Source organism: Streptomyces sp. NPDC006602 (assembly GCF_042870385.1).
Taxonomy (GTDB): domain Bacteria; phylum Actinomycetota; class Actinomycetes; order Streptomycetales; family Streptomycetaceae; genus Streptomyces.
The window spans coordinates 1-18,737 of record NZ_JBIAHG010000019.1 but is presented as its reverse complement, the minus strand read 5'-3'; the positions used below and the strand labels follow the sequence as shown (position 1 = coordinate 18,737).

The 18,737-nt window shown below is 70.7% G+C and carries 13 protein-coding genes and 1 tRNA gene; 3 read left to right on the top strand and 11 right to left on the bottom strand.

Features of this window, described 5'->3' with window-relative positions; all coding sequences use genetic code 11:
- Positions 1-114: 114 nt before the first annotated feature.
- From fusA to ACFYO2_RS33875, 6 genes are all read right to left on the bottom strand, one after another.
- Positions 115-2,247 carry an elongation factor G gene (gene fusA, locus ACFYO2_RS33900; RefSeq protein WP_388356769.1) on the bottom strand — a complete coding sequence of 711 codons (2,133 nt, stop codon included), beginning with the start codon at positions 2,245-2,247 and terminating at the stop codon, positions 115-117.
- A gap of 427 nt (positions 2,248-2,674) precedes the next feature.
- A complete protein-coding gene (locus ACFYO2_RS33895; protein WP_388357032.1) occupies positions 2,675-4,156 on the bottom strand; it encodes an MFS transporter in 1,482 nt (493 codons plus the stop codon).
- 212 nt (positions 4,157-4,368) lie between these two features.
- Positions 4,369-5,526 carry an XdhC family protein gene (locus ACFYO2_RS33890; RefSeq protein ID WP_388356766.1) on the bottom strand — a complete coding sequence of 386 codons (1,158 nt, stop codon included), beginning with the start codon at positions 5,524-5,526 and terminating at the stop codon, positions 4,369-4,371.
- The gene (locus ACFYO2_RS33885) at positions 5,519-7,636 is read right to left on the bottom strand and encodes a xanthine dehydrogenase family protein molybdopterin-binding subunit (RefSeq protein ID WP_388356764.1); all 2,118 of its coding nucleotides are present in this window, start codon (positions 7,634-7,636) and stop codon (positions 5,519-5,521) included. Before ACFYO2_RS33885 ends, ACFYO2_RS33890 begins: the two co-directional genes overlap by 8 nt.
- Positions 7,633-8,625, bottom strand: coding sequence for an FAD binding domain-containing protein (locus ACFYO2_RS33880; RefSeq protein WP_388356761.1), 993 nt, complete (start codon positions 8,623-8,625; stop codon positions 7,633-7,635). Before ACFYO2_RS33880 ends, ACFYO2_RS33885 begins: the two co-directional genes overlap by 4 nt.
- Entirely contained in the window at positions 8,622-9,182 is a 561-nt protein-coding gene (locus ACFYO2_RS33875; protein ID WP_388356759.1) for a 2Fe-2S iron-sulfur cluster-binding protein, read from the bottom strand. Before ACFYO2_RS33875 ends, ACFYO2_RS33880 begins: the two co-directional genes overlap by 4 nt.
- Before the next feature lie 218 nt (positions 9,183-9,400).
- On the opposite strand from ACFYO2_RS33875, the gene ACFYO2_RS33870 reads away from it, so the two are divergent.
- Positions 9,401-10,015 carry a TetR/AcrR family transcriptional regulator gene (locus ACFYO2_RS33870; RefSeq protein ID WP_388356757.1) on the top strand — a complete coding sequence of 205 codons (615 nt, stop codon included), beginning with the start codon at positions 9,401-9,403 and terminating at the stop codon, positions 10,013-10,015.
- Positions 10,016-10,055: 40 nt separating this feature from the next.
- Here the strand turns inward: ACFYO2_RS33870 and ACFYO2_RS33865 are convergent, their stop codons facing one another.
- From ACFYO2_RS33865 to ACFYO2_RS33855, 3 genes are all read right to left on the bottom strand, one after another.
- Positions 10,056-10,784 carry a spermidine synthase gene (locus ACFYO2_RS33865; protein WP_388356754.1) on the bottom strand — a complete coding sequence of 243 codons (729 nt, stop codon included), beginning with the start codon at positions 10,782-10,784 and terminating at the stop codon, positions 10,056-10,058.
- 117 nt (positions 10,785-10,901) lie between these two features.
- A complete protein-coding gene (locus ACFYO2_RS33860; RefSeq protein ID WP_388356752.1) occupies positions 10,902-12,587 on the bottom strand; it encodes a ribonuclease J in 1,686 nt (561 codons plus the stop codon).
- Between the two features lie 190 nt (positions 12,588-12,777).
- Positions 12,778-12,862, bottom strand: a tRNA-Leu gene (locus ACFYO2_RS33855).
- A 215-nt stretch (positions 12,863-13,077) separates the two neighbouring features.
- Between ACFYO2_RS33855 and ACFYO2_RS33850 the strand changes: the two genes are divergently transcribed.
- The gene (locus ACFYO2_RS33850) at positions 13,078-13,470 is read left to right on the top strand and encodes a PAS domain S-box protein (protein WP_388356750.1); all 393 of its coding nucleotides are present in this window, start codon (positions 13,078-13,080) and stop codon (positions 13,468-13,470) included.
- Between the two features lie 140 nt (positions 13,471-13,610).
- Here ACFYO2_RS33850 and frc read toward each other — a convergent pair whose 3' ends face one another.
- Complete coding sequence (gene frc / locus ACFYO2_RS33845; RefSeq protein WP_388356748.1) at positions 13,611-14,867, bottom strand: formyl-CoA transferase; 1,257 nt, start codon at positions 14,865-14,867, stop codon at positions 13,611-13,613.
- Positions 14,868-14,942: 75 nt separating this feature from the next.
- A complete protein-coding gene (oxc, locus tag ACFYO2_RS33840; protein WP_388356745.1) occupies positions 14,943-16,691 on the bottom strand; it encodes an oxalyl-CoA decarboxylase in 1,749 nt (582 codons plus the stop codon).
- 255 nt (positions 16,692-16,946) lie between these two features.
- Between oxc and ACFYO2_RS33835 the strand changes: the two genes are divergently transcribed.
- Positions 16,947-18,545: a FadD7 family fatty acid--CoA ligase gene (locus ACFYO2_RS33835; protein ID WP_388356742.1), complete on the top strand. Its 1,599-nt coding sequence runs from the start codon at positions 16,947-16,949 to the stop codon at positions 18,543-18,545.
- Positions 18,546-18,737 lie beyond the last annotated feature (192 nt).

Below are 18,737 nucleotides of genomic sequence, written 5' to 3'. Positions count from 1 at the left end.
CCCTTCTCGGCAACCGGATTGCGGATGGGAGCGTACGGTGCCGTCAACTGTCGTTTCCTGCCCGTGAGCCCACGACGGCTCCACCCGCGGGTGCGGGTGGAGCCGCCATGTCGGTCACCGCGTCGGTGTGGCGAGCGGTGCCGGGGCGTAGCCGGTGGGCCGGGCGGTGAAGGTGCCGCGTCCCTGGGTCCGGCCGCGCAACCGGGTGGCGTAGCCGAACAGTTCGGCCAGCGGGACGGTCGCGGTGACGACCGCCGACCCCGCACGCGTGGCCGAGCCGGAGACCCGACCGCGCCGTGCCGCGAGGTCGCCGAGGACGGTACCGACGGCGTCCTCGGGTGCGGTGACCGTGACCTCGACGACCGGTTCCAGCAGGGTCATCGCCGAGGCGCGCAGGGCTTCCCGGAGCGCGAACCGGCCCGCTGCGCGGAAGGCCGTGTCCGAGGAGTCCTTCACGTGCGTGGCCCCGTCGGTGAGGGTGACGCGCAGCCCGGTCACCGGGTGCCCGCCGATCGGCCCCTCCGTGAGGGCGTCCCGGCAGCCGGCCTCGACCGCCCGGACGTACTCCTGCGGCACGCGCCCGCCGACGACGACGGACCGGAACTCGAAGCCGGTGCCGGCCTGCGGGTCCAATGGCTGCACGTCGAGGACGACATGGGCGAACTGCCCTGCCCCGCCGTCCTGTTTGACGTGCCGGTACACCAGGCCGGACACCCCGCGGACGACCGTCTCCCGGTAGGCCACCCTCGGCCGGCCGACGACGACTTCCAGCCCGTGGTCTCGCCGGACCTTCTCCACTGCCACCTCCAGGTGCAGCTCGCCCATGCCGGACAGCAGCGTCTGACCGGTCTCCGGATCGGTTCGCGCCGCCAGCGACGGGTCCTCCTCCGCCAGCCGCGCGAGCGCCGTGGCCAGCCGGTCCGTGTCGGTGGACCTGCGCGCCTCGACCGCCACGGAGACCACCGGTTCGGCCACGCTCGGCGGTTCGAGCACGAGCGGGGCGTCCGGCCCACACAGGGTCGAGCCGGCCCGGGCCGACTTCAGCCCGACCACGGCGACGATGTCCCCGGCGACCGCGCGCTCCAACCGGACGTGCCGGTCGGCCTGCACCCGCAGAATCCGCCCGATCCGCTCGGTGCGCCGCACACCCGCGTCCATCACCGCGGCTCCCTTCTCGATCGTTCCCGAGTACACCCGCAGATACGTCAGACGGCCCGTCGGGGTGGCGCTCACCTTGAACGCCAGCGCCGCGAAGGGCGCCTGCGGATCGGCGGCCCGCTCCTGTTCCGTTCCGTCGTCGAGGGTGCCGCGTACGGCGGGCACGTCGAGCGGCGACGGCAGGTACGCCACAACGGCGTCCAGCAACGGCTCGATCCCGCGGTTGCGGTAGGCGGAGCCGCATAGGACGACGACTCCCTCGCGCGTGCGGGTGAGGTCGCGCAAGGCGTCGACGAGCGTGTGCGTGTCGAGCACCGGCATGTCGGCCGCCGACCGGATGCCATCGGCCGTCGACTGTATGCCGCTGTTCGTCGACTGCACGCTTCCGGTCGACCGCATACAGAATTCCTCCAGCGCGCCCGGATGGAGTTCCGCCACCGCCTCCTCCAGCACCCGCCGTCGCCGGAGCGCCTCCTCGCGCAGCGCCTCCGGCACCGGCCCCTCCTCGACCGTCTCACTACCGTCGCGCCAGGTCAGCGCACGCATTCGCAGCAGATCGACGACACCGGTGAAGGCGTCCTCGCGCCCGATGGGCAACTGCACGACGAGCGGTGCCGGATGCAGCCGCTCCCGGATCGACTCGACGGCCGTGTCGAGATCGGCGCCGGCCCTATCCAGCTTGTTGACGAACGCGATCCTCGGTACGCCGTGCCGGTCTGCCTGCCGCCATACCGACTCGCTCTGCGGTTCGACGCCCGCGACGGCGTCGAAGACCGCCACCGCGCCGTCGAGCACGCGTAGCGAGCGCTCCACCTCATCGGCGAAGTCGACATGGCCCGGGGTGTCGATGAGATTGATCCGGTGACCGTCCCAGGCGCAGCTCACCGCCGCGGCGAAGATCGTGATCCCGCGATCGCGCTCCTGGGAGTCGAAGTCCGTGACGGTCGTGCCGTCGTGGACCTCGCCACGCTTGTGCGTGGTCCCGGTGGCGTAGAGGATCCGCTCGGTGACGGTGGTCTTGCCCGCGTCGACGTGGGCGAGGATGCCGAGGTTGCGGACGGCGACGAGCGGGTTGAGGTTGGTGCGCACGGCCCATGGCCTTTCGGAAGGTCTGTGACAGGGCAGCGCGATTCCCGGACGGGACTGATCATCTGGCGGGACGTCAGTGAATGGACGTATCGCCCAGCTCGACGTCGGGCGTCGTGGTCAGTCGTTCGTCCGGGGCATCCGGTACCGGCCGCGCAGCGGGCACCGGACCGGCGAGGACACGAGGATCACGTCGTACTGCGACCGGGGGACGACGACAGCGGTGCACGTACGCACGGCAGGTCTCCCCTCACTCGTTCCACGTCAAGGCACACGCACACGCCGAGAACTGGTGGACGACGCGTGGTTCGTGGTGAGTGTAAGCAACCGCGAAGGAGCACGGCACGGCATTTTCCACCGCCCCCCGGACCCCGCACCCCGCCGCACCCGCACCCGCACCCGCACCCGCACCCGCACCCGCAAGCCCCTCTCAGACCGCCCCGGGACCCACTCCCCCCTTGAGCCGCTCCAGGTCGGACGGCCGGACCTGGATGACCACGACGGCGATCAGCGCGGCGACCGCGGTGAAGATGGCCGCCATGACGAAGGCGGCCGACGCCCCGGCGGTGAGGACCTCGTCGGAGAAGGGGCGCGGCAGCTCCCCGGTGCGCTGGAAGCGCAGGCGCTCGGCCGGGGTGGCCTGCTCGAGGAAGAGCGGGATCTGCTTCTCCGCCTCGTTGGTACTGGCCGTCCCGAACATGGTGACCAGGATGGACAGGCCGAGCGAACCACCGACCTGCTGCGTCGCGTTGAGGAGTCCGGAGGCGGCGCCGGTCTCCCGGACGGAGACGTTGGAGAGTGCCATCAGGGTGAGCGAGACGAACTCCATGCCCATGCCGAGGCTGAAGACGAGGATCGGGCCGAGGACACTGCCCGCGTAGGTGGAGTGGACGTCGGTCAGGGTAAGCCAGGACAGGCCCACGGCGGCGAGGATCGCGCCCACGACCATGAAGGGCTTGGGTCCGTACGTCGGCAGGAACCGCGAGGCCAGTCCGGCGCCGATCGCGATGACCGCGCTGACCGGCAGGAAGGCGAACCCGGTTGCCAGCGGGCTGAATTCCAGCACGTTCTGCACGAAGAGCGTGAGGAAGAAGAACATGCCGAAGATCGCGGCGGCGAGGCACAGCATGATGCCGTAGGTGCCGGCGCGGTTGCGGTCGGCGAACATGTGCAGTGGCGTGATCGGCTGCCTGGAACGCCTCTCGACCAGGATGAACAAGGCGAGGACGACGACGGCCGCGGCGAACGAGGCCAGCGTGAAGGCGTCCCGCCAGCCTTCCTGGGCGGCTCTGATGAACCCGTACACCAGCAGGACCATGCCCACGGTGGAGGTCAGCGCGCCGGTGATGTCGAAGTGGCCCGGGTGGCGTTCGGACTCCTTGATCCAGCGGGGCGTGGCGAGGGCGATGAGCAGACCGATCGGGACGTTGACGAAGAGCACCCACCGCCAGTTCAGCCACTCCACGAGGATGCCTCCCGCGAGCAGCCCGATCGCTCCGCCGCCCGCCGAGACCGCGGCGAAGACCCCGAAAGCCCGGTTGCGCTCGGGGCCTTCGCGGAAGGTCGTACTGACCAGGGAGAGGGCGGTCGGGGAGGCGATGGCGCCGCCGACGCCCTGCAGGGCGCGTGCGGCGAGGAGTTGGGCCTCGTTCTGGGCGAGCCCGCCGAGCAGGGAGGCGAGCACGAACAGCAGCACGCCGAAGATGAACACGCGCCGTCTGCCGAGGATGTCGCCGGTCCGGCCGCCGAGCAGCAGCAGACCGCCGAAGGTGAGGGTGTAGGCGTTGACCACCCAGGCCAGGCTGGTGGTGGAGAAGTCCAGGGCGCGCTGGATGTCCGGCAGCGCGATGTTCACGATGGTGATGTCCAGGACCACCATGAGCTGGCAGGACGCGATGACCAGCAACGCCATCGCGTTTCCGCCACCGCCGGGTTCCCGGGTGGTGGTCTGCGCCGAGGGGCTTGGTTGCGGGCTCGTCATGGCATAGGCACTCTCGGGAGGTGAACCCTCACAAGGGGTGGTGAACGCTGGCGTCCACCGTTGTTCACCGTTCGACGGTACGCCCGTCTCCGGGGCCCTTCCACTCGAACCCGTGCATGACCTTTCGAACCCGTACCTGACCTTCAGGCCGCCGCCACGGCGCTCCCCTCTCCCCCGTCACGGTGGATCGGCTCCTGCCCGTCACGGTGGATCGGCGTCCCCGACCCGGTGAGCGGAACGCCGGTGCCGCCCCGCCGGGCCGCGACGATCTCCGCCGCGATGGACAGGGCGGTCTCCTCGGGCGTACGGGCGCCGAGGTCGAGCCCGATGGGCGAGCGCAACCGTGCCAACTCCCGTGAGGTCAGGCCCACTTCGCGCAGCCGGCGCTCACGGTCCGCGTGCGTGCGGCGCGAGCCCATCGCACCGACGAACGCGACCGGCATCCGCAGGGCCTCCTTGAGCAGCGGTACGTCGAACTTGGCGTCGTGGGTGAGCACGCACACCACCGTGCGCGCGTCGGTCGCGGTACCCCGCAGATAGCGGTGCGGCCAGTCGACCACGATGTCGTCGGCCTCGGGGAAGCGGGCCCGGGTGGCGAACACGGAGCGGGCGTCGCAGACGGTCACGTGGTAGCCGAGGAACTTGGCGGCGCGCACCAGCGCCGCCGCGAAGTCGATCGCACCGAAGACGATCATGCGGGGCGGCGGCACGCTCGACTCGACGAGCAGGGTCAGGCCCCCGGGGCAGTGCGAGCCGTCGGCCGACAGTTCGACCGTGCCGGTACGGCCGGCGTCCAGCAGGGCCCGGGCCTCGGCCGCCGCCGTACGGTCCAGCTCGCCGAGATCACCCTCGTACGAGCCGTCGGGCCGCACGAGCAACGGTCTGCCCAGCAGCTCGGCCGGTCCTCGGACGACCCGGGCGAGCGCGGTCGGCTCACCTCGGGCGACGGTGGACAGGGCCGCCGCCAGGACCGTACGGCCGGGTGCATTCGCGCGCACCGGGGTGATCATGACGTCGATGACTCCGCCGCAGGTCAGGCCGACCTCGAAGGCGTCCTCGTCGCTGTGGCCGAAGCGTTCGACGACCGTCTCACCGTCCTGGAGCGCCTGCCCGCACAGGTCGTACACCGCTCCCTCCACGCATCCGCCGGAGACCGAGCCGATCACCGTGCCCTCCGTGTCGACCGCGAGGGCGGCGCCGGGGCCGCGCGGGGCGCTGCCGCCGACGGCCACGACGGTGGCGACGGCGAACTCGCGGCCCTCCTCGGCCCACCGGTGCAGCTCGGTGGCGATGTCAAGCATGTCGGCCTGCCGTCAGGACGCGGTCGGGCCGGATGGGCAGGTTGCGGTGGCGTACGCCGGTCGCGTGCCAGACGGCGTTGGCGATGGCCGCCGCGGCGCCCACGATGCCGATCTCGCCGATGCCCTTGATGCCGACCGGGTCGTCCGGGTCCGGGTCGTCGATCCAGTCGGCCTCGACGGTCGGGACGTCGGCGTGGGCGGCCACGTGGTAGCCGGCGAGGTCGGCGCCGTAGTGGCCGCCCGTGCCGACGTCCCGTACCGCCTCCTCGTGCAGGGCCATCGAGATGCCCCACGTCATTCCGCCGATGAACTGGCCCCGCGCGGTGAGCGGGTTGACGATCCGGCCGGCCGCGAAGATGCCGAGCATGCGGCGCACCCGCACCTCGCCGGTGTCGATGTCCACGGCGACCTCGGCGAACTGCGCGCCGAAGGAGTGCCGTTCCTTCCGGGCGAGGGCGCCGACGGCCTCGGTCGTGTCGGACCGTACGGTGAGTCCCTCGGGCGGGACGGTGGCCCCGAGGGCGAGCCGCTCCCGCAGTTCCTCGGCCGCGGCCGTGACCGCCCAGGCCCAGGAGCGGGTGCCCATCGAGCCGCCGGCGATGAACGCGGGCCCGAAGTCGCTGTCCCCGATGCGTACCCGGACCCGCTCCGGCGCCGTCTGAAGCGCGTCGGCGGCGACCAGGGTGAGCGCGGTGCGGGCCCCGGTGCCGATGTCGGCCGCGTTGATCCGCACCGTGAAGGTACCGTCCGCCTCGGCCGTCACGGCCGCCGTGGAGGGTGCGGCACCTGCGGGGAAGGAGGCCGCCGCGATGCCGCTGCCGAGCAGCAGACGACCGTCGCGGCGCAGCCCGGGACGCGGATCCCGGTCGGCCCAGCCGAACCGGCGGGCGCCCTCGCGGAAACAGGCGAGCAGGTTGCGGCCGCTGAACGGCAGCCCGGAGACGGGACCCAGCTCGGGCTCGTTGCGGGCGCGCAGCTCGATCGGGTCGATCCCCACCTTCTCGGCGAGTTCGTCGAATGCCGACTCCAGCGCGAACGACCCCGGTGCCTCGCCCGGCGCGCGCATCCATGTCGGGGTCGGCACGTCGAGTCGTACGAGCCGGTTGGCGGTGTGGTGGGCGTGGGCGCCGTACATCGTCCGGGCCGGCAGGGCGGCCGACTCGATGAACTCGTGCACCGTCGAGGTGAGGCTGAGCGAGCTGTGTTCCAGCGCGCGCAGTCGGCCGTCGGCCTCCGCGCCGAGCCTGAGTCGCTGCCGTGTGGGGCTGCGGTAGCCGGCGAGCGAGAACATCTGGCGGCGCGTCATGACAACTCGGACAGGGCGTTGCAGGGCGGTCGCGGCCATCACGGCGGCCACCTGGTGGGCGCGGACGCCCTTGCTGCCGAAGCCGCCGCCGACGTGCTCGGACCGCACCCGGACGGAGGCCGGGTCGAGCGAGAAGAGGTTCGCGAGTTCGCTCGCGACCCACGTGGTGCCCTGGTTGGAGTCGACGACCTCGAGGCGGCCTCCGTCCCACCGGGCCGTCGCCGCGTGCGGCTCCATCGGGTTGTGGTGCTCCTCCGGGGTGGTGTACTCCGCGTCCACGACGACGGCGGACGCGGCGAGTTCGGCCTCCAGATCCCCGTTTTCGACCACTGCCGGCCCGTGGTTGTCGACCGGGTACGCGTCCGGACGGCCGGCGCCGAAGTCGACGTCGTGCGGCTTCTGTTCGTAGTGCACGACGAGCGCTTCCGCGGCCTCCCTGGCCTGTTCGGAGGTGTCGGCGACGACCAGGGCGACCGGCCAGCCCACGTGCGGCACCCGGTCGTGCTGGAAGACGGCCGCGGTCGGGTCCGGCGGGGTGCCGAGCAGGCCGGTGTAGTCGGTGTCGACGCGGGGAGCGTTGTGGTGGTGCAGGACGGCGACCACGCCCGGCATCGCGAGGACGGGGGCGTCCTCCACCGAACTGATACGGCCCTGGGCGATGGTCGACAACACCAGCCAGCCGTGGGCGAGTCGGTCGAACGGGATCTCCCCGGCGTAGCGGGCCGCTCCGGTGACCTTGTCCCGGCCCTCGACGCGGGTGTGGGCGGTGCCGACGGCGTTCCTGCGCGTGGGAGCGGTGGTCATCGGGTGGTCTCCTCGGCGAGTTCGGTCAGCACGGCCACCACGAGGTTGCGCATGAGTGTCACCTTGTATCCGTTGTGCGGCAGCGGCTTCGCGGCGGCCAGTTCGGCGTCCGCGGCGGCCGAGAAGTGCTCCGCGTCCGCCGGTGCCCCGATCAGCGCGTGTTCGGCCGCCCGGGCCCGCCACGGCCGGGACGCGACCGCCCCGAACGCCAGCCGTACGTCGTGTACGACACCGTCGCGGACGTCGAGCGCGGCGGCGAGCGAGCCGATCGCGAAGGCGTACGAGGCACGCTCGCGCACCTTGCGGTAGCGGGAGCCCGCCGCTGTGGGCGTCGGCGGCAGGGTGATGCCGGTGATCAGTGCGCCCGGCGGCAGGGCGGTCTCCAGGTGCGGGGTGTCACCCACCGGCAGGTAGAACTCTTCAAGAGCCAACTCGCCGGGCCCGTCGGTCGTTTCGAAAGAGACGACCGCGTCGAACGCCGTCAGCGCCACGCCCATGTCGGAGGGGTGGGTGGCCACGCAGTACGTGGAGGCGCCGAGGATCGCGTGGTTGTGGTGCTCGCCCTCGACGGCGGGGCAACCGCTGCCGGGGACGCGCTTGTTGCAGGGTTTGGTCACGTCGGCGAAGTAGCCGCAGCGGGTGCGCTGGAGCAGGTTCCCGCCGACCGTCGCCATGTTGCGCAGCTGCCCGGAGGCGCCGGCCAGCACCGCCTGCGCCAACGCCGGGTAGTGGCGGCGGACTTCGGGATGCGCCGCGAGGTCGCTGTTGGTGACGGTGGCGCCGATGCGCAGACCACCGTTCTGCGTCGACTCGATGCCGTCCAGCTGAAGTTCCCGCAGGTCGACGAGCCGGGTGGGATGCTCGACGCCGGTCTTCATCAGGTCGACGAGGTTGGTGCCGCCGCCGAGGAAGCGCGCCTCGGGATCGGCGTCGAGCAGCGCGAGGGCGCTGGGGACGTCGGCGGCGCGCCGGTAGTCGAACTCCCTCATGCCGCCGCCTCCTCGGCCACCCGTGCCTCGGCCGCCCGGGCGACCGCCTGGACGATCGACACGTACGCCCCGCAGCGGCACAGGTTGCCGCTCATCCGCTCCCGGATCTCGTCCGCGGTCAGCGCCGGCACTCCCGCTTCGGGCCGGACATCGGCGGTGACGGCACTCGGCCAGCCCGCCGCGTGTTCCTCGATCACCGCAACGGCCGAACAGATCTGGCCCGGCGTGCAGTAGCCGCACTGGTAGCCGTCGAGGTCGAGGAACGCCTGCTGCACCGGGTGGAGTTGCGCGCCCTCGGCCAGCCCTTCGACGGTGGTGATCTCGCGGTCCTCGGCCGCCACCGCCAGTTGCAGGCAGGCCACGGCACGGCGGCCGTCGAGCAGGACGGTGCAGGCACCGCACTGGCCCTGGTCGCAGCCCTTCTTGGTGCCGGTCAGATCGAGGCGCTCGCGCAGGGCGTCGAGCAGGGTGGTGCGGTGATCGACGGACAGCGTGTGCTTCTCCCCGTTGATCTTCAAGGTGATGGCGCTGGACGTCGACGAGGGGGGTGGGGCCATGATCAGCCTTCTTTCGCGTATCCGGAGCACGTCGACAGCGCACTCCGGCGGGCAGCCGAGATCGGGAGCAGAGACGTTTTGGGTGGACGCGGGGGAGGAACGCCGAGGCATCGGCGCTAGAGTGGACTCAAATGGACACCTGTCCGGTTCCACTCGAACGTAGTGGACAGCTGTCCGGTCAGCAAGGACGGCTTTCGGCCGCGCCCCGAGGAGGACGAGTGCAGCAGAAGAAGGACGCGCCTCTGCGCTCGGACGCGCAACGCAACCGCGAGCGCATCCTGGAAGTGGCACTGGCCGAACTGACGCTCTCCGCGGACGCCCCGCTGAGCGCGATAGCGAAAAAGGCGGGCGTGGGGCAGGGCACGTTCTACCGGAACTTCCCCAACCGCGAGGCGCTCGTCCTGGAGGTCTACCGCTACGAGATGCAGCAGGTCGCCGACGCCGCGCCCCAGCTGCTCGGGACGCGCGGACCCGACCGGGCGCTGCGCGAGTGGATGGACCGGCTGGCACAGTTCGCGATGGCAAAGGCCGGCATGGCGGAGGCGATCCGCCGGGCCTTGAGCGCATCGGACGGCCGTACGAAACCGGGCCGCGCCCCTGCGAAGCCGGGTCACACCCCGGTGACGGCCGCGGCCGAACTCCTGCTCCGGGCGAACGAGGCGGCCGGCACCATCCGCCCGGGAGTCACCGCGGACGACTTCCTTCTCGCCATCGCCGGCCTCTGGCAGATCGACCCCCGCGGAGACTGGCGGCCGCGCGCCGCCCGGCTCCTGGACCTCGTTATGGACGGACTGCGCGCGGGAGCGCCCGGAAAGGCGAAAGACCCCCGGTGAACAGGGGCCTCAGTGGCGTCCGGGGACCGGCACGACCACATCAGGTCGCGTCGGCGGCCTTCCGCGCCACATAGACGGTGTTGGCCGCGGTTCCTCCTTGCAGTGGATTGTCGAAGTCGACGACGTGGGCCTGTGATTCCGCGAAGACATCCGCGAGGACGGAGCTGAACTGTTCGTCGGGCGGATCGTTCGACCAGAGGGCGAAGACGCCGTCGGGCTGGAGACGGCCGGCGAGGGCGCGCAGGCCGGCGGGCTGGTAGAGCGTCGCGTGACGTGGGTGCAGTACATGGCGTGGCGAATGGTCCACGTCCAGCAGGATGGCGTGGAAGCGGCGCCCCGGCTCCTGGGGGTCCAGCCCGCAGGAGTCGTCGACCATTGCGAAGAAGTCGCCCCGGACCAGGCGGCAGCGGGGATCCGACGCCAGAGAGGCGCCCAGCGGGACCAGCCCGCGCTGATGCCACTCGATCACCTCGCCGAGTGCGTCGATGACGACCAGGGAGCGGACACGTGCGTCGTCCAGGGCGGCCTGGGCGGTGTAGCCGAGGCCGAGCCCGCCCACCGCGATGTCGAGAGCGGTGTCGGGCAGCTCCGCCAGGCCGAGCCGGGTCAGGGCGATCTCGCCCGCCGTGAACAGGCTCGACATCAGGAACTCGTCCCCGAGTTTCACTTCGTACACGTCGTCGCCCGATGCCGGGTCCCGTCGGCGCCGCAGACTGATGTCGCCCATCGCCGTCGGGCGCCAGTCGATCTCCTCGAAGCGCGCGCTCATCCGTTCACCTTTCTGATGCCGACGATGCGTACGCCGGGGCCCGGCTCAGCGAGCTCGGCGCCGGGCACTTCCCCGCCGTCGGCCAGGGCGGGGACGGAAGTGCCGGTCCGGGACGTGTCAGGCGTCGATGATGACGGGGATGATCAGGGGCTTGCGGCGGTAGGTGCGGAACGCCCAGTTCGCCACGGCGCGGGCGATGAGCTGTTCGAGCTGGTGGGCGTCACCGACGCCTTCGTCGGCGGCCTTGGCCAACGCCTTCTCGATCACCGGAACGACCGGTTCGAATGTCGCGTCGTCGTGGACGAATCCGCGGGCCAGGAAGTCGGGGGTCTCGGTGAGGGCGCCGGTGTCGGCGTCGACGATCGCCACCACCGTGACCACACCTTCCTCCGCGAGGGTGAGGCGGTCCTTGAGGGAGGCTTCAGTGGCGCCGCCGACTTCCATGCCGTCCACATAGACGTTGCCCGCGGGCACCTTGCCGGTGATGGACACCCGCCCGTCGACGAGGTCGACGACGACGCCGTCCTCGGCGATGACCACGTTTTCCGGATCGACGCCGGTACGGATGGCCAGATCGGCATTGGCCCGCAGGTGACGCCATTCGCCGTGCACCGGCATGACATTGCGGGGCTTGACGATGTTGTAGCAGTAGACGAGTTCACCGGCACTGGCGTGCCCGGAGACGTGCACCTTGGCGTTGCCCTTGTGGACGACATGCGCGCCCCACCGGGTCAGCCCGTTGATCACCCGGTAGATGGCGTTCTCATTGCCGGGGATCAGGGAACTGGCGAGCAGGACGGTGTCGCCCTTGCCGATGCGGATCACGTGGTCGCGGGTGGCCATCCGGGAGAGAGCCGCCATCGGCTCGCCCTGGGATCCGGTGCACACCAGGGTGATCTTGTGATCCGGCAGCTTCTCCAGTTCCTTCATGCTGACCACCAGGCCGGACGGCACCTTGAGGTAGCCCAGGTCGCGGGCGATGCCCATGTTGCGGACCATGGAGCGGCCCACGAAGGCGACCTTGCGGCCGTACTGGTGAGCGGCGTCCAGAACCTGCTGGATGCGGTGCACATGGCTGGCGAAGCTGGAGACGATCACGCGCCGTGGGGCGGTGCGCAGGACCTGCTCGATCGCGGGGTTCAACTCGCGCTCGGAGACAGTGAAACCGGGCACTTCGGCGTTGGTGGAGTCGGTGAGGAAGAGGTCGACACCTTCCTCGCCGAGGCGGGCGAAGGCGCGCAGGTCGGTGATGCGGTCATCCAGCGGGAACTGGTCCATCTTGAAGTCGCCGGTGTGCAGGACCATCCCGGCACGGGTACGGATCGCGACCGCCAGAGCGTCCGGGATGGAGTGGTTCACTGCCACGAACTCGCAGTCGAAGGGCCCGAACGCGCGCCGGTCGCCCTCACGCACCCGCACCGTGCGCGGCCGGATGCCATGCTCCTTGAGCTTGGCCTCCAGGAACGCCAGCGTCAGCTTCGAGCCGACGACGGGAATGTCCCGACGCTCGCGCAGCAGATACGGCACGCCCCCGATGTGGTCTTCGTGGCCGTGGGTGAGCACCACGGCCACGATGTCGTCCAGGCGGTCCCGGATCGAGGTGAAGTCCGGCAGGATCACGTCGACGCCGGGCTGGGTCTCCTCGGGGAACAGCACGCCGCAGTCGACGATGAGCAGCTTGCCGGCGTGCTCGAAGACGGTCATGTTGCGGCCGATCTCACCGAGACCGCCCAGGGCGACGACCCGCAGCCCTCCCTCGGGCAGTGGCGGGGCGGCTTGCAGCTCAGGATGCGGATGGCTCATACCGCGACGTTACCGGAGAGCGGGAAAGGGTGATCCATCACCTGCGCGTTCTCTTCTTCTCGACGTCTGGCCCGACGCCCGAACGGGTGCCCTGCATCATCTGGCCCACACGGACGGCCGTGTCCGCCACATGAAACACGGATGGTGCCGACCGAGACTCGGCCGGCACCATCCGCGTGCGCACAGGTTGTGTCCGAGGGGGGACTTGAACCCCCACGCCCGATAAAGGGCACTAGCACCTCAAGCTAGCGCGTCTGCCATTCCGCCACCCGGACCAGGTGTCTGCCGCCTGGCCAGGGGTGTTCCCCGCGGCGACATGGACAACAATACCAAGCTTTCGGCGTGCCTTTCACCTGCGTTTCCGTCCTCCTGGCGGCATCTTCCGGGCCGATTTCCGTATTCTGTATACGATTAATCTGTATACTGTTGCCACCAATGGCCCCGGCTCGGAGGCGAGATGGAAGACCTTGATCCCGAGGTGGTTCTGGGCATGGCTGCCCAGGCACCCGACGGCATAGTGATCATCGACGGCGAGGGACTGATCCGCTATTGGAACCGGGGTGCGGAGCGCATCTTCGGGTTCGCGGCGGCCGATGTGGCCGGTCGCAGCCTGGATGTGATCATCCCCGAGAAGCATCGGAAGCGTCACTGGGACGGCTTTGAGGAGGCCATGGACCGGGGGTCCACCAAGTACGGGGCAGCGGACCTGCTGGCCGTTCCGGCGCTGGCGGCGGACGGCCGCAAGCTGTCCATCGAGTTCAGCGTGGTGCTGCTGCCGGGCCCCGACGGCAGCACGTACGTCGGGGCGGTCATCCGGGACGTCACCGCCCGACGCGAGCGGGAGCTGGAGCGGATGCGGCGGCGGGCCGAGGCGACGGTCTGAGCCTCACCGGACACCGCGGAAGCGGCCGTGGCCCGAAGGCCACGGCCGCTTCCGCGGTGGACGACTCGCGGTGGACGACTCGCGGTGGACGACTCGCGGTGGACGACTCGCGGTGGACGACTCGCGGTGGACGACTCGCGTCAGACGATGACCCCGCTCTCCTTCAGCCGGCCGATGGTCTCCTCGTCGTAGCCCAGCTCGACCAGCACCTCGGAGCTGTGCTCACCCAGCAGCGGGGCGCCGGCGACGTCCGGCTTGAAGGAGGAGAACTTCACCGGGCTGCCGACGGTCAGGTAGGTACCGCGGCCCTTCTGCTCGACCTCGACGACCGTGCCGCTCTTGCGCAGGTCCTCGTCGTAGGCGATCTCCTTCATGCTCATCACCGGGGCGCAGGGCACCTCCCACTCCCGCAGGATGTTCACCGCCTCGTACTTGGTCTTGTCCGCGAGCCACTTCTCGATCTCTCCGAAGATCTCGAAGATGTGCGACTGGCGGGCGCGCGCGGTGGCGTACTCCGGGTCCTCGGCCCACTCGGGGTGGCCGATCACCTCGGCGGTGCGCTTCCAGTTCTGTTCCTGGACGGTGAAGTAGATGTACGCGTTCGGATCGTTCTCCCAGCCCTTGCACTTGAGCACCCAGCCGGGCTGGCCGCCGCCGCCCGCGTTGCCGCCGCGCGGCACCACGTCGGTGAACTCGCCGTTGGGGTACTGCGGGTACTCCTCCAGGTAGCCGACCCGCTCCAGGCGCTGCTGGTCGCGCAGCTTGACCCGGCAGAGGTTGAGCACGGCGTCCTGCATGGAGACGGAGACCTTCTGCCCCCTGCCGGTCCTGCCGCGGTCGATGATCGCGGTGAGGATGCCGATCGCCAGGTGCATACCGGTGTTGGTGTCGCCGATGGCGGCGCCGGAGATGGTGGGAGGGCCGTCCCAGAATCCGGTGGTGGAGGCGGCGCCGCCGGCGCACTGGGCGACGTTCTCGTAGACCTTGAGGTCGTTCCAGGACGACTGGTCGTTGAAGCCCTTGACCGAGCCGAAGATCAGGCGCGGGTTGAGCTCCTGGATGCGCTCCCAGGTGAAGCCCATACGGTCCAGGGCACCCGGGGCGAAGTTCTCCACCAGGACGTCGGCGCCCTCGATGAGCTTCTCCAGGACCTCCTTGCCCTCGGCGGTCTTGGTGTTGATGGCGAGGGAGCGCTTGTTGCTGTTGAGCATCGTGAAGTACAGCGCGTCGAGGTCCTCGATGTCCCGCAGCTGCTTGCGGGTGACGTCGCCGCCGTTGGGGCGCTCCACCTTCAGGACGTCGGCGCCGAACCAGGCGAGCATCTGCGTGCAGGCGGGACCGGCCTGGACCCCGGTGAAGTCGATCACCTTGATTCCGGCGAGCGGCTTTTCACTCATGTCTGCTTCCTTTTCGTGAACATACGCGTACGGAGCGGGGGTTCGAGGTTTCGAGGTACAGCGAGGGGGCAAGGGTCACTTCTTCGCCGGCGTGATGTTGCCGACGGTGATGCCCTTGGGGTTGAGGTGCGAGATGTGGCCGCTCTCGGTGCCGGCCGAGGGGTCGATGACGCAGTCGATGAGCGCCGGGCCGCCCGAGGCCAGGGCCTCGGTGAGGGCGGCGGTGACCTCGGCGGGCGTGGTGGCGCGGTAGCCCTTGCCGCCGAACGCCTCGATCAGGAGGTCGTGGCGGGCCGCCGACATGAGGGTCGTGGGCGAAGGGGCGTCGTCGTACGGGTTGACGTCGTCGCCGCGGTACACACCGCCGTTGTTCATGATCACGGTGACGACGGGCAGGTTGTAGCGGCAGATGGTCTCGATCTCGATGCCGCTGAACCCGAAGGCGCTGTCGCCCTCGATGGCGACGACCGGGGCGCCGCTCTCGACGGCGGCGGCGATCGCGTAGCCCATGCCGATGCCCATGACGCCCCAGGTGCCGCTGTCGAGGCGGTGGCGCGGTACGTGCATGTCGATGACGTTGCGCGCGATGTCCAGGGCGTTGGCGCCCTCGTTGACGATGTACGTCTCCGGGTGCGCGTGCACGACGTCGCGTACGGCCTTCAGGGCGCCCATGAACTGCATGGGCTGCGGGTCGGCTTCGAGGCGCTTCGCCATCTTGGCGACGTTCTGCGCCGAGCGCGCACCCAGCTCCTCCCGCCAGGCCGAAGGGGCCGCGATCTGGCCGGGCTTGGTGCGTTCGGCGAGCGCGTCGAGCACCGACTCGATGTCGCCGACGAGGGGGGCGGCGATGGGCTGGTTGCTGTCCATCTCCTTGGGGTCGATGTCGACCTGGATGAACTTGGCGTCCGGGTTCCACCCCGCCTGACCGTGGCCCAGCAGCCAGTTGAGGCGGGCGCCGACGAGCATCACGACGTCGGCCTTCTTCAGCGCCAGGGAACGGGCGGTGGCCGCCGACTGCGGGTGGTCGTCGGGCAGCAGGCCCTTGGCCATCGACATCGGTACGTAAGGGATGCCCGTCGACTCGATGAACGCCCGTACCTTGGCGTCCGCCTGGGCGTACGCGGCTCCCTTGCCGAGGACCACCAACGGCCGCTCGGCGCCCGCCAGGAGCTCGATCGCCCGGTCCACGGCCTCCGGTGCGGGCAGCTGGCGCGGCGCGGGGTCGACGAGACGGCTCAGCGTCCTGGCGCCGTCCGCGGCGGGCAAGATGGAGCCGAGCACCGCGGCGGGGATGTCGAGGTAGACCCCGCCGGGGCGCCCGGAGATCGCGGTGCGCAGCGCGCGGGCGATGCCCCGGCCGATGTCCTCCACCCGGCTGACCCGGTACGCGGCCTTCACGAAGGGCTGCGCGGCGGCGAGTTGGTCCATCTCCTCGTAGTCACCCTGTTTGAGGTCGACGAGGTGGCGCTCGCTGGAGCCGGAGATCTGGACCATGGGGAAGCAGTTGGTGGTCGCGTTCGCCAGCGCGACCAGCCCGTTGAGGAAGCCCGGTGCCGACACCGTCAGGGCCACGCCCGGCTTCTTGTTCAGGTAGCCGGCGATGGCCGCCGCGTGTCCGGCGTTGCTCTCGTGACGGAAGCCGATGTAGCGGATGCCCTGCGCCTGGGCGAGGCGGGCCAGGTCGGTGATCGGGATGCCGACCACCCCGTAGATGGTGTCGACGTCGTTCATCCTGAGCGCGTCGACGACCAGGTGGTACCCGTCGGTGAGCTCGGTCGGAACGTCGGCTGCTGCCGCGGTCTCCAGTGTCGAGGGGGCGGTCATGGTCCGAGGTCCTCCTTGGGCAGGTCCTGCCGGAGCGGCTACTCCTCTCACCATCCGCAGCGCGCTCGCCCGCGTCCAAGACCCATCGGCGACCAGCCGATAAACAGCGTCTATCGATGGCTGGTCGGGGGCCCGCAACTCCCTTGATAGACGGTTGCTATCGGCCGTTCGCCACTGGGTATTGGACGCGCACCGTGTGCCACCGCAGGCTCGCAGAGGACTGCTTCATCGGACTTGGCACGAGGGGGTGGGGTCATGGCGGTTCCGGCCGCGGCACGTATGTCGTCCAAGAACGCGCGCGACACGAACCGGTACCGGCCCCCGCAGGTCACGGGCCTCGTCGATCTCCTCGACCGGCAGGTGCGTGAACGGCCGTACGCCCGGGCCCTGGTCGTCACCGGGGAGCGGGTGCACCTGTCCTACCGAGGTCTCGCGAGCCTCGCGGACGGTGTGGCGGGGCGTCTGCGTGGCGCGGGACTGCGCCCGGGCGATGCGGTCGGCCTGATCTGTGCCAACACCGCGGAGTTCGTCGTCGCGCTGCTCGGTGCGGCGCGGGCCGGTCTGGTGGTGGCTCCGCTGGATCCCGCGCTGCCGGGGCCCCAACTCTCGGCGCGACTGGAGGCGTTGGGGGCGCGGGCGGTCCTCGTCGGTCCGGGCGGGGCGTCCGGGGTCGCGCTGCCGGTCCCGGCGTGGCCCCTGCGCGTGGACGTCTCCCGTGCGGGGACAGCGGCGGTCGCGCTCGGAGTCGACGCGCACGCCGCGCCCCACGTCCGGGGCGCCGCAGGTGAGTTGTCGGACCGAGACGCTCTGGTCCTGTTCACCGCCGGTACCACCGACCGGGCGAAGATGGTCCCGCTGACCCACGCCAACGTGACCGCGTCCGTCCAGAACATCTGTGCCGCCTACGAGTTGGGTCCCGGTGACGCGACGGTCGCGGTGATGCCGTTCTTCCACGGCCACGGGCTGTTCGCGGCGCTGCTGGCCTCCCTGGCCAGCGGGGGCTGTGTGCTGCTGCCCGAGCGGGGGCGGTTCTCGGCGGGGACGTTCTGGGACGACATGCGTGCCGCGGGCGCCACCTGGTTCACCGCGGTCCCGACCATCCACGAGATCCTCCTGGACCGGTCGGAGCGGGAGTATCCGGGCCTGCAGGTGCCGCCCCTGAAGTTCGTACGGAGTTGCAGTGCGCCCCTCAACACGGCCACGCAGCGGGCGCTGGAGCGGACGTTCGGCGCGCCGCTGCTGTCCGCCTACGGGATGACCGAGGCCTCGCACCAGGCGACCAGCGAGCCGCTGCACCAGCGGGGGCCGCTGAAGCACGGGTCGGTCGGCCGGCCGACCGGGGTCGAGGTCCGGGTCGTCGACCGGAGCGGGCGGCCCTGTCCCGCGGGCGTCGAGGGCGAGGTGTGGGTGCACGGTCCGACCGTCGCGCGCGGCTATCTCGCCGACCGGGACGAGACGTCGTACACCTTCGTCGACGGGTGGCTGCGCACCGGTGACCTGGGAACGCTGGACGGAGACGGACACTTGTCCCTGACCGGGCGGATCAAGAACCTCATCAACCGCGGCGGGGAGAAGATCTCCCCCGAGCATGTCGAGGACATCCTCGCCGGCTGCCCGGGAGTCGCCGAGGCGGCCGTGTTCGCGGTGCCCGACGCGACGTACGGGCAACGGGTCGGCGCGGCCGTGGTGGTGCGCGAGGGCGAGAGCGTCGGGGCCGAGGAGATCCTGCAGTACTGCCGCGACCGGCTGGCCGCGTTCGAGGTGCCCGACCGCCTCGAACTGGTCGCGGTGCTGCCGTACACCGCCAAGGGGGGCCTGGACCGGAAGGCGGTGCAGGCGCGGTACGCGCCCTGAAGGGGCGCGGGGCTGTGGTGAATCTGCGGCTACCGCCGCGTGGGCGCGACCAGCCCCCACCGGCCCGCGGCAAGAGAACCGCATAACCAGCGGAGCACTAGGGCCTGTTCCAGGTTCGGATCATTGGTTTTGGGATTTGCCGGTGGCGGGCGGCTGGGCCTGGTAGTTGTCGAGGGTGGCGCGTGGTGATCT

Excerpts from the sequence above, each read along its gene's own strand:
- ACFYO2_RS33895 (WP_388357032.1), bottom strand. The coding sequence starts at position 4,156 with ATGGCGTTGCTGGTCATCGCGTCCTGCCAGCTCATGGTGGTCCTGGAC.
- ACFYO2_RS33890 (WP_388356766.1), bottom strand. The coding sequence starts at position 5,526 with ATGCTTGACATCGCCACCGAGCTGCACCGGTGGGCCGAGGAGGGCCGC.
- ACFYO2_RS33885 (WP_388356764.1), bottom strand. The coding sequence starts at position 7,636 with ATGACCACCGCTCCCACGCGCAGGAACGCCGTCGGCACCGCCCACACC.
- ACFYO2_RS33880 (WP_388356761.1), bottom strand. The coding sequence starts at position 8,625 with ATGAGGGAGTTCGACTACCGGCGCGCCGCCGACGTCCCCAGCGCCCTC.
- ACFYO2_RS33875 (WP_388356759.1), bottom strand. The coding sequence starts at position 9,182 with ATGGCCCCACCCCCCTCGTCGACGTCCAGCGCCATCACCTTGAAGATC.
- ACFYO2_RS33865 (WP_388356754.1), bottom strand. The coding sequence starts at position 10,784 with ATGAGCGCGCGCTTCGAGGAGATCGACTGGCGCCCGACGGCGATGGGC.
- ACFYO2_RS33860 (WP_388356752.1), bottom strand. The coding sequence starts at position 12,587 with ATGAGCCATCCGCATCCTGAGCTGCAAGCCGCCCCGCCACTGCCCGAG.
- ACFYO2_RS33850 (WP_388356750.1), top strand. The coding sequence starts at position 13,078 with ATGGCTGCCCAGGCACCCGACGGCATAGTGATCATCGACGGCGAGGGA.
- frc (WP_388356748.1), bottom strand. The coding sequence starts at position 14,867 with ATGAGTGAAAAGCCGCTCGCCGGAATCAAGGTGATCGACTTCACCGGG.
- oxc (WP_388356745.1), bottom strand. The coding sequence starts at position 16,691 with ATGACCGCCCCCTCGACACTGGAGACCGCGGCAGCAGCCGACGTTCCG.
- ACFYO2_RS33835 (WP_388356742.1), top strand. The coding sequence starts at position 16,947 with ATGGCGGTTCCGGCCGCGGCACGTATGTCGTCCAAGAACGCGCGCGAC.